This window comes from Variovorax sp. P1_H12_2 (genome assembly GCF_056405335.1).
Genome location: NZ_JBFUCI010000236.1, coordinates 1 through 9,910 on the forward strand (window position 1 = coordinate 1; position 9,910 = coordinate 9,910).

Genomic DNA, 9,910 nt, shown 5'->3' on the forward strand with positions numbered 1-9,910 from the left:
CCGAGTGGACCGCGCTGGTCGGCATTCCGCTGGCGGCGGCGCCCGGCACCTCGCGCATCACGGTGCGCGCGGAGGACGGCGCCGAACGGCAGATGGCCTACACGGTCGCARCCAAGCGATACAGCGAGCAGCGCCTCAAGGTGGCGCCGGGCACGGTCGACCTGTCGCCCACGGACCAGGCCCGCTACGAGCGCGAGCGGGCCCACCAGGCCACGGTGATGGCCACCTTCACCGAGCCTCGGCTGCAGGATCTGCAGATGCGCGTGCCGGTGCCGGGCCGCCGCTCCAGTTCCTTCGGCCTGCGCCGCGTCTTCAACGGCCAGTCGCGCAATCCGCACAGCGGCATGGACATCGCGGCCGCCACCGGCACGCCCGTGCTGGCGCCGTTGCCGGGACGCGTCATCGACACCGGCGACTACTTCTTCAACGGCGGCACCGTCTGGCTCGACCATGGCGGCGGCCTGCTCACGATGTACTGCCATCTGAGCCGCATCGACGTGAAGGCCGGCGATGTGCTGCCGACCGGCGAGCCGCTGGCCGCCGTGGGCGCCACCGGCCGCGTCACCGGGCCGCACCTGCACTGGGGCGTGATGCTCAACCGCACGATGGTGGACCCGGCGCTGTTCATCGCGGCTTGAGACCACGGAACTAGCCGCACTACACTCGGCGACATGCGCCCCTCTGAAGCTCTGTCCCGACATCGCGCCCGCATTCGCGAGATCGCGCTGAGCCATCACGTCAGCAACGTGCGGGTGTTCGGCTCCGCCCTGCGCGGTGACGATGGGCCCGACAGCGATCTCGATCTGCTGGTCGAACCCACGGCGCAAATCACGCTCATGGACATCGGCGCCATCCGCTACGAACTGAAGAGTCTACTGGGCATGGAGGTGGACGTGCTCACCCCCAACGGCTTGCCAACGAAGTTTCGCGATCAGGTGCTGCGCGAGGCCGTGCCCCTATGAGTCGAGGCGATCCCCAGCGGGTGCAAACCATCCTGAGCGATCTGCCTCCGCTCAGGGCACAGATCGTGAAGCTGCTGCAGTCCCCGTAGGTCGCATGCTGCGCCCCTTCCTCGGCGCATTCGCCCTGGTCGCCTTAGAGCGGCTTGGTGAGGTACACCGCCTCGCGCCCGACGATCACCCGCTGCGCCGGCATGAAGACCGTGCAGTCGTCGCAGGGCGCGCGGATCTCGTCCTCGCCCTGGGTGGCGATCAGCTCGCCCTTGGCGAAGGTCTCGAAGCCGATCAGCGGCCGGACGAAGCGGAAATCCTCGGCCTGGATCATGTGCGTCTGCAGCAGCTCGAAGCGGCGCTGCGGCTCGACCTCGGATGCGCCCCCTTCCCTGTCGATCAAGCCGAAGTGCGCCAGGAAGCGCAGCGTCACTTCGGTCGCGAGGTCGGCCGCGGCCTGCCTGAAGTGCTGGCCGCACTCGACCACCATCGCGGCGCCCGGCGCATCGGCGCCCGCATGCAGGCCGTGCTGGATCAGCGGCGTGCCCGAGCCCAGGCCGCTCGGCATGACCAGGTGCACCGGCGGCAGGCCGATCGCCATCGCCACCGTGGCGTTGCGATCGAAATCGGGATAGACCCAGAACGGCACCACGTCCTGGCTGGTCGAATGGATGTCGAGGATGTGATCCGCCGCGCCCACCACCGGCCGCAGTTCGCGCGCGCGGCGCAGTTCGGGGCTGTCCTCGGGGCCGTCCAGCCACTCGTCGGACCAGACACGGTTGAGGTTGTGGACGATCTGCCGGTTGTCGAAGGGCTTCTCGGCATCGAAGGCGTTGTAGGCCTCGACGTGGGCGAAGCTCACGGTCAGCGTGCCGATCCGGGGGCGCACGCCGCTGTCCAGCAGATGCGTGGCGGCCACCATGCCGCAAATCTCGTTGCCGTGGGTCAGCGCGTTGATCAGCACGTGCGGGCCCGCCTTGCCGGACTCGAAGCGGTGCACGTAGTCGATGCCGGTGTTGCCCTCGCGGTAGGCGGAAATGTCGCGCGGGAGGACTTCAAGGGCGGCTTGGGGCTGGGTCATGGATGCTTTTGTCTCGCTGGAAAGCGGTGGCAGCAGTGTGCGTCATCCGGTCGGCGGGTGCTGGTGCGGGTGCCGAGCGAGCCGCTCAATGCCCGCTGCCCAGGTACGCCGCCTTCACCCCCGGATCGTTGCGCAGCTTCTCGGCCGGCCCGTGCAGCGAGATGCGGCCGTTCTCCAGCACGTAGCCGTAGTCGGCCACGCCGAGCGCGGCGGCGGCGAACTGCTCGACCAGCAGCATGGTCGCGCCCTGCTGCTTGAGCCGCTCGATGATGCGGAACACCTCGGCGACCAGGATCGGCGCCAGCCCCATCGAAGGCTCGTCGAGCAGCACCACCTCGGGGTTCAGCATGACGGCGCGGGCCATCGCGAGCATCTGCTGCTCGCCGCCCGACAGGGTGCCGGCCAGCTGGGTGCGGCGCTCCTTCAGGCGCGGGAACAGCTCCAGCGCCCGCTCGAGGTCGCCCGCGACATCGCCGCGCGGCCGGCTTCCCGTGAGGCGCGGGAAGGCGCCGAGCGTCAGGTTGTCGGTCACGGTCATGGTCGCGAACACGCGCCGGCCCTCGGGCGAATGCGCGAGCCCGAGCTTGGCGATGTGATACGACTCGAGCCCGTCGATGCGCTTGCCGTTGAGCGTGATCTCGCCGGCCGTCGGCTGGATCATTCCCGACACCGCGCGCATCGTGGTGGTCTTGCCGGCGCCGTTGGAGCCGATCAGGGTCACGATCTTGCCCTTGGGCACCTCGATCGAGACGCCGTGCAGCACCTGCACCTTGCCGTAGCCGGCCGATAGATTCTGGATGGTCAGCATGATGGTTTCCTCAGGCGGGCTGCAGGCTGGCTTCCTGGCCGCCGAGATAGGCCTCGATCACCTTCTCGTCCGACTGCACCGCAGCCGGCTCGCCCTCGGCGATCTTCTGGCCGAAGTCGAGCACCGACACCGTGTCGCACATGCTCATCACGACGTCCATGTGGTGTTCGATCAGGATCACGGTCACGCCGTGCTCGCGGATCTTGCGGATGATCGCGATCAGCTCCTTGATGTCCGGCGCCGTGAGGCCGGCCGCAGGCTCGTCGAGCAGCAGCAGTTGCGGGTCGAGCGCCAGCGCGCGCGCGATCTCGAGCAGGCGCTGCTTGCCGTACGGCAGGTTGCGCGCCTCCTCGCCCGCGAACGCCTCCAGCCCGACGAACTTCAGCAGGCCCAGCGCCCGGCTGGCCGCGGCCGCGCTCTCGCGCCTGTAGCGCGGCGTGTTCAGCGCGACGTCGAGCAGGTTGCTGCGGAAGGTGTGATGCAGGCCGACCTGCACGTTCTGCTGCGCCGTCATCTCGCCGAACAGCTGCACATTCTGGAAGGTGCGCGCGATGCCCGACAGCGCGATGTCCGCCGAGGTCCGCCCGACCAGCGAACGGCCGTCGAAGCTGATGGCGCCGGCGGTCGGCACGTAGATGCCGGTCAGCACGTTCATCATGGTGCTCTTGCCGGAGCCGTTGGGGCCGATCAGGCCATGGATGGTGCCGCGCCTGACCGTGAGATCGACGTTGTTGAGCGCCTTGAGGCCGCCGAACTGCATCAGCACGCCCGCGGCCTGCAGCACCTCGGGCTGGCCGCCGGCCATCGCCGCGACCGACACCGCGTCGGCCGGCGCCATGCCCGCCGCGAGCGGCTCCGCCTGCGGCTTCTGCCGCCGCAGGTTCAGCGCACTGCGCACGAAGCCGACGATGCCGTCCTGCAGGTAGTAGACGACGAACAGCATGATCACGCCGAAGATCGAGAGCCGCCAGTCGGTCATGGTCTGGAGCCAGAACGCGAGGCCCGCCAGCGCGATGCTGCCGACCACGGGAATCGCCATCTGCTTCGGCGTCACGCGCTTTTTCTGCACGCCCACCACGGCCACGATCATCACCAGCACCGCCAGGGCCACCGACACGTAGCGGAACAGCTCCACGTCGTCGAGCAGCTTGGGCAGCAGCACGATGATGGTGGCGCCCAGCATCGCGCCGATGCGGCTCTTGCGCCCGCCCATGATCACCGCCAGCAGGAACAGCACCGTGAGCTCGAAGTTGTAGGTGTTGGGCGAGATGTACTGTTCCGAGTACGCATACAGGCTGCCCGCCAGACCGGCGAAGCCGGCGCTGATCACGAAGGCGTAGACCTTGTAGCGGTACACCGACACGCCCATGCAGTCGGAGGCGACGGGGCTGCCGCGCAGCGCCTCGAAGGCGCGCCCCAGGTGCGAGCGCAGGATGCGGTGCACCACGATCAGCGAGAGCACCAGCATCAGCACCACCAGCCAGTAGAACTCGCGTTCGTCGAGCTTGTGGCCGAACAGCGGCGGCTTCGTGAGCTTGATCCCCATCGGCCCTTCGGTCAGGAAGCTCATCTCGTTGATGAGAATCTGGATGATGGTGCCGAAGGCGAGCGTCACCATCGCGAGATAGGGCCCGGTGACGCGCAGCGCCGGCAGCGCCAGCAGCGCGCCGAACAGCGCCGTGACGCCGATCGAGGCGATCAGCGCCACCATCAGCGGCGCGCCGAGCTTGTAGACCAGCACGCCCGCGGTGTAGGCCCCGAGGCCGAACAGGCCCGCATGGCCGAGCGAGACCTGGCCCGTGTAGCCGACCACGATATCGAGCCCGAACAGCAGGATCGCGTAGATCATGATGGTCTCGAGCAGGTGGATGTAGTACGGGTTGTCGATCGCGACCGGGAACAGCATGAGCGCGGCGAAGCCGGCGATCGCAAGCAGGAAACGGGTGATTTTCGAATTCATGTGCGGGCTCAGACCTTCTTGATTGCGGTCTTGCCGAACAGGCCGGCCGGGCGCACCGCCAGCACGATCAGCAGCAGCACCAGGCCGGGCACGTCCTTGTAGCCGGTGCTCAGGTAGAAGCCGGTGGTGGTCTCGGCGATGCCGAGGATGATCCCGCCGAGGATGATGCCCATGCCGCTGGTCAGCCCGCCGATGATCGCCACCGCGAAGGCCTTGAGGCCCAGCACCGCGCCCATGGTGGCGCCGGTGAGCGTGAGCGGCGCGATCAGCACGCCCGCGAAGGCCGCGGTCAGCGAGGACAGCGCATACGAGAAGGTGATCACCAGTCCGGTGTTGATGCCCATCAGCTTGGCGGCGTCGCGGTCGTTGAAGGTCGCGACCACGGCCTTGCCGTAGATCGAGCGGCGGTTGAACAGCTCGACCGCCAGCATCATGAGGACAGCGCCGACCACCACCAGGATTTCCATCGGCAGCACATTGGCGTTGAGGAACTTGATCGGCGCCTCGGGCAGCGGCGACGGGAACTTGAGGTCGTCGCGGCCCCAGACGTTCTCGGCCACGTTCTTGAAGATGATGCCGAGCGCGATGGTCGACATGATCCAGCCGAACTCCSACTTGATCTTGATCGCCGGGCGAACGCCGATGCGCTCGACCACGSCGCCCTGCACGGCGCCGAAGAGGCACACCAGCGGGATCATGAGCCAGTAGTTCACGCCCAGCGTGACCAGCGTGAGGCCGACGAGCGCGCCGAGCATCAGCGCATCCCCCTGGCCGAAATTGAGCGTGTCGGACGTGGCGAAGGTGAGCTGATAGCCGAACGCGATGACGGCGTAGATCATGCCCAGCGCGATGCCGCTGAAGATGAGTTGGGTGAGGATTTGCATGAACGGCTTTCGCGAAGCGTTGGGCATGAAAAGGCGCCGCCGCGGGAATGACCCGGGGCGGCGCCGGCGCACGGACGCGGCTACTGCTTCAGCAGGGCGTCGTTGGCTGCCATGTCCTTGAGGCGAACCTGCGCCGCATTCTTCAGGTCGTCGGGGCTGGCGTAGACCACCCGGCCGGCCTTGACTTCGCCGAACACCGGGATGTTGGCGGTGATGGCGTCATGGTCGGCCTTCGAGAAGGGCTTGTTGTAGGTCGTCACCACGCCCTCCACCGGCGTCTTGAGTTCCTCCAGCGCGGCCTTGATCTTCGGGCCCTCGGTGCTGTTGGCCTGCTTCATGGCCGCGGCCAGCAGGTAGATCGAGTCGTAGCCCTGCGCCGCCGACACCGGCGAATCGATGCGGTCGTTCTTGGGCTTGAAGGTCTTGAGGTAGCTCGCGATGAACTCCTTGCGCTTCGGCGTGGTGCCTTCCTGGATGAAGGTCTGCGGCATGCGCGCACCATCGCCGCCGGGGCCGGCGTTGTCGATGAAGTTGGCCATCGACAGGGTCCAGCTGCCGACCATCGGCACCTTCCAGCCCAGCTTGGTCATGCCGTTGGCGATCTGCGCCAGCTCGGGGCCGATGCCGTAGGTCAGCACCGCCTCGGCGCCGGCTTCCTTGGCCTTCAGCAGCTGGGCCGTCATGTCGACGTCCTTGATGTTGAATTTCTCGACCGCCACCGGCGTGATGCCCTTGGCCTTGAGGGCCTTCTCGAGGTCTTCGCGGCCCAGCTGGCCGTAGTTGGTCGAGTCGGCCAGGATCGCGACCTTCTTGTAGCCGCGGCGGGTGACCGCCTCCTGGACGATCATCGGCGCCTGGATGCTGTCATGCGCCGCATTGCGGAACACGTAGTTCTCGGGCTCCTTGTCGAACTGGTGCGTGACGATCGAACCGGTCGCGACGTTGTTCAGCACCGGGATCTTGGCTTCCTGGAAGAAGCGCTGCGAAGCGAGGGCGACGCCGGTGTTGATGTAGCCGACCACGGCCACGACCTTCTCCTTGTTGATGAACTCCTGGGCGATCTGCACGCCGCGCTCGTTCTTGGCCTCGTCGTCACGTTCGACCAGCTGGATCTGGCGGCCGAGCACGCCGCCGCTCTTGTTGATCTCCTCGGTGGCCAGGCGCACGCCGTCGCGCATGCTGACGCCCATCGACGAGGAGCCACCGGTGAACGGGCCATCGACGCCGATCTTGATCGGATCGGCCGCGAATGCGCCGGCTGAAAACGAAACGGCGCAGGCCACCGCGAGAAGCTTGAATCGCGAATGCATCAGTGAGAATCTCCACATGTTGTGTTGCTAGGATGTCCGCCAAACATAACGATGGGAACCGGTTTCGGAGAGAGTGACAACCCTAAAACCGCTACCAGGATTGCAGAAGTCTCCGGCCGCCCCTCAACGTCCGGAGCCAGCCAGCTGCTTGCGCCGGATTTCGCCCTGCCGCGCGAACATCCAGCCCGGGTACTCGGGCGGCAGCCGGCTGACCTCGTCGAGCTGCGCGAGTTCGGCCGCGCCCAGCGTCACCTGCGTCGCCGCCAGGTTGTCGGCCAGTTGCTCGGCCCGCCGGGCACCGACGATCACGCTCGTGACCTGCGGCTGGTGCAGCAGCCAGGCCAGCGCGACCTGGGCCACGGAGACACCGTGCGCCTCGGCGATCGGACGCATGGCGTCGACGCAATCCCAGGCCCGGTCCTTGTCGACCGGGGGGAAGTCGAAGCTGATGCGCCGGCTGCCTTGCTCGCCCTGCTGCTCGCGGCCGTACTTGCCGCTCAGCAGGCCGCCCGCGAGCGGACTCCAGACCATCAGCCCGACGCCTTCGCTGCGCAGCATCGGGATCAGTTCGCGCTCGAGGTCGCGACCGGCCACGGTGTAGTAGGCCTGCAGCGATTCGAAGCGCGCGAGCCCCCAGCGCTCGGCGATGCCCAGCGCCTTGACGATCTGCCAGGCGGCCCAGTTGGAGACGCCGACATAGCGCACGTGGCCATGGCGCACCAGTTGGTCGAGGGCGCGCACGGTTTCCTCGATCGGCGTGGCCGGGTCGAAGCCGTGGATCTGGTAGAGGTCGATGTGGTCCAGCTGCAGTCGCTTCAGGCTGGCCTTGACGCCGTCGAGGATGTGGCTGCGCGAAGCACCGCGCGCATTCGGCCCGGGGCCGGTCTCGCCGAAGACCTTGGTCGCGACGACCACCTGGTCGCGCGGCACCTTGAGGTTCTTCAGCGCCTGGCCGGTGATCTGCTCCGACAGTCCGCCCGAATAGACATCGGCGGTGTCGATGAAGTTGATGCCGGCATCGAGCGCCTGGCCGACCAGCCGCTCGGCGTCGGCCTGCTGGAGGTCGCCGATCTGGCTCCAGATACCGTCGCTGCCGCCGAAGGTCATGGTGCCGAGGCAGAGCTCGGACACGAACAGGCCGGTGCGGCCGAGGGGATGGTGTCGCATGCGGGAACTCCTTGGCTGTCGATGCAGGGCGCGGACGCCATGCGCCCGGACGAGCCCTCCAGCATAGGCGCCAGCGCGGAATCCTGCAGGCGGCGGCCGGCGGCGCGGACTAGGAGGCGTCCGGCGCCGCCGGTGGCTCCTCTTCGCGCCGCCCCGACCCCTTCTTGCGCACCCGCGCCGCCTTCTTCGCGGCGCGCTCCGCATCGAGCAGATGCCCCGCCGCCAGCCACTGCGCGAATTCCTCGGGCGTCTCCAGCGTGATGCGCCCGATGTTGCCGCTGCGGAATTCGTTCATCACGATCTCGGCCGCCTTCTGCAGATTGACGCGGCCCTTGCCCAACAGCGCACCGCGCTTGCGGCCGATGGCTTCGAGCACCTCCTCGTCGCGCAGCGCGCCGATCGGATCGATCTTGAAGCGCGCCTCGACCAGGCCCGCGTAGTGACCCTTCAGGTAGTCGAGCAACTCCAGCGCCACCTCCTCCTCGTCGAAGGCGTTGCGGCCGATCGCGCCGCTGGCCGCCAGGTTGTAGCCGCTCTTGGCGACGATGATGCGCGGCCACAGCATGCCCGGCGTGTCCCAGAGGTAGAAGTCGTCGGCCAGCGTGATGCGCTGCTCGAGCTTGGTGATGCCGGCCTCGTCGCCGGTCTTGGCCTTGCGACTGCCGGTGAGCGTGTTGATGAGCGTCGACTTGCCGACATTGGGAATGCCGCAGATCAGCACCCGCATCGGCTTGGCCATGCCGCCGCGCAGCGGCGACAGCTGGTGGCAGGCGTCGATGAGCTGGCGCGCCGGCGTGGTCTGGCTGGCATCCAGGCCGATCGCCCGCGTGTCCGGCTGGCCGTTGTAGTGGGCCAGCCAGAGCGCGGTGCAGGCCGGGTCGGCGAGGTCCTGCTTGTTGAGCACCTTGAGTCCCGGCTTGTGGCCGGTGAGTTCGGCCAGCTTCGGGTTGGCGCTGGAACCGGGCAACCGGGCGTCGAGCAATTCGATGACGACGTCGATGTCCTTGATCCGCTCGGCGATGGCCTTCTGGGTCAGGTGCATGTGACCGGGGAACCACTGGATGGCCATCGGAGTTCTTTCTTTGTATGCGGGGTGGCTCCGGATTGTCGCTGGCCCGCGCGGGGCGTCGTTCCGACCACGGACGCGTTGCCCAAATGCTTACGTACAGCCGTGTCCGAAGGGTGCACAGTCAGGGCTTGCAGAAAGGACATGCCATGCAGATCCAAGTCAACACCAGCAACGGCATCGAGAACAAGGACGCCCTGGAGCGCTGGGCCGACAGCGAAATGCGCCAGACCCTCGCCCGCTTCGTCGCCGATGTGACGCGCGTCGAGATCCACTTGAGCGACGAAAACCATGACGCCAGTGGTGGTGGCGACAAGCGTTGCGTGATGGAGGCCCGCCTGGCCCGCCATCAACCGCTGGCGGTGAGCCACCATGCACCCAACCTCGACGAGGCCTTCCGCGGCGCCTGCGACAAGCTCAAGCGCGCGCTCGACAGCACCCTGGGCCGGCTCTACGGCCGCCGCGACCGCGACTCGATTCGCAAGGACGGCGATACAGTCGAAGAGTGAAAGGCCCCCACGCTCCCTCACTGCGTGTGGTCGCTGCCCCCCGAGGGGGCCGCAGGCCGCCTTGGGGCGGCCCGGCGCCGGCCTGAGCCCCCACGCTCCCTCACTGCGTGTGGTCGCTGCCCCCCGAGGGGGCCGCAGGCCGCCTTGGGGCGGCCCGGCGCCGGCCTGAGCCCCC

Annotated in this window: 10 protein-coding genes; 3 read left to right on the plus strand and 7 right to left on the minus strand. The window is 67.8% G+C overall.

The window, feature by feature from the left end:
• Positions 1-638: M23 family metallopeptidase (locus AC1D2K_RS21515; protein WP_478090859.1), on the plus strand; the 638-nt coding region annotated here is incomplete at its 5' end.
• A 33-nt stretch (positions 639-671) separates the two neighbouring features.
• On the plus strand, positions 672-962 hold the full coding sequence (locus AC1D2K_RS21520) for a nucleotidyltransferase family protein (RefSeq protein WP_478090860.1): 291 nt from the start codon (positions 672-674) through the stop codon (positions 960-962).
• 133 nt (positions 963-1,095) lie between these two features.
• Here AC1D2K_RS21520 and AC1D2K_RS21525 read toward each other — a convergent pair whose 3' ends face one another.
• The 7 genes from AC1D2K_RS21525 to ylqF form a co-directional block, all read right to left on the minus strand.
• A complete protein-coding gene (locus AC1D2K_RS21525; protein ID WP_478090861.1) occupies positions 1,096-2,031 on the minus strand; it encodes a M14 family metallopeptidase in 936 nt (311 codons plus the stop codon).
• 85 nt (positions 2,032-2,116) lie between these two features.
• Complete coding sequence (locus AC1D2K_RS21530; protein ID WP_478090862.1) at positions 2,117-2,839, minus strand: ABC transporter ATP-binding protein; 723 nt, start codon at positions 2,837-2,839, stop codon at positions 2,117-2,119.
• Positions 2,840-2,849: 10 nt separating this feature from the next.
• A complete protein-coding gene (locus tag AC1D2K_RS21535) occupies positions 2,850-4,799 on the minus strand; it encodes a branched-chain amino acid ABC transporter ATP-binding protein/permease (protein ID WP_478090863.1) in 1,950 nt (649 codons plus the stop codon).
• A gap of 8 nt (positions 4,800-4,807) precedes the next feature.
• A complete protein-coding gene (locus tag AC1D2K_RS21540; protein ID WP_478090864.1) occupies positions 4,808-5,683 on the minus strand; it encodes a branched-chain amino acid ABC transporter permease in 876 nt (291 codons plus the stop codon).
• An 80-nt stretch (positions 5,684-5,763) separates the two neighbouring features.
• Positions 5,764-6,993 (minus strand): ABC transporter substrate-binding protein, encoded by a 1,230-nt coding sequence (locus tag AC1D2K_RS21545; protein ID WP_478090865.1) that lies wholly within the window; start codon positions 6,991-6,993, stop codon positions 5,764-5,766.
• 123 nt (positions 6,994-7,116) lie between these two features.
• Positions 7,117-8,160, minus strand: coding sequence for an aldo/keto reductase (locus tag AC1D2K_RS21550; RefSeq protein ID WP_478090866.1), 1,044 nt, complete (start codon positions 8,158-8,160; stop codon positions 7,117-7,119).
• Positions 8,161-8,269: 109 nt separating this feature from the next.
• Positions 8,270-9,229, minus strand: a complete 960-nt coding sequence (gene ylqF, locus AC1D2K_RS21555; RefSeq protein ID WP_478090867.1) for a ribosome biogenesis GTPase YlqF — start codon at positions 9,227-9,229, stop codon at positions 8,270-8,272.
• 146 nt (positions 9,230-9,375) lie between these two features.
• Between ylqF and AC1D2K_RS21560 the strand changes: the two genes are divergently transcribed.
• The gene (locus AC1D2K_RS21560; protein ID WP_478090868.1) at positions 9,376-9,735 is read left to right on the plus strand and encodes an HPF/RaiA family ribosome-associated protein; all 360 of its coding nucleotides are present in this window, start codon (positions 9,376-9,378) and stop codon (positions 9,733-9,735) included.
• The last annotated feature ends 175 nt before the right edge of the window (positions 9,736-9,910 follow it).

Excerpts from the sequence above, each read along its gene's own strand:
- AC1D2K_RS21525 (WP_478090861.1), bottom strand. The coding sequence starts at position 2,031 with ATGACCCAGCCCCAAGCCGCCCTTGAAGTCCTCCCGCGCGACATTTCC.
- AC1D2K_RS21530 (WP_478090862.1), bottom strand. The coding sequence starts at position 2,839 with ATGCTGACCATCCAGAATCTATCGGCCGGCTACGGCAAGGTGCAGGTG.
- AC1D2K_RS21520 (WP_478090860.1), top strand. The coding sequence starts at position 672 with ATGCGCCCCTCTGAAGCTCTGTCCCGACATCGCGCCCGCATTCGCGAG.
- AC1D2K_RS21545 (WP_478090865.1), bottom strand. The coding sequence starts at position 6,993 with ATGCATTCGCGATTCAAGCTTCTCGCGGTGGCCTGCGCCGTTTCGTTT.
- AC1D2K_RS21535 (WP_478090863.1), bottom strand. The coding sequence starts at position 4,799 with ATGAATTCGAAAATCACCCGTTTCCTGCTTGCGATCGCCGGCTTCGCC.
- AC1D2K_RS21560 (WP_478090868.1), top strand. The coding sequence starts at position 9,376 with ATGCAGATCCAAGTCAACACCAGCAACGGCATCGAGAACAAGGACGCC.
- ylqF (WP_478090867.1), bottom strand. The coding sequence starts at position 9,229 with ATGGCCATCCAGTGGTTCCCCGGTCACATGCACCTGACCCAGAAGGCC.
- AC1D2K_RS21550 (WP_478090866.1), bottom strand. The coding sequence starts at position 8,160 with ATGCGACACCATCCCCTCGGCCGCACCGGCCTGTTCGTGTCCGAGCTC.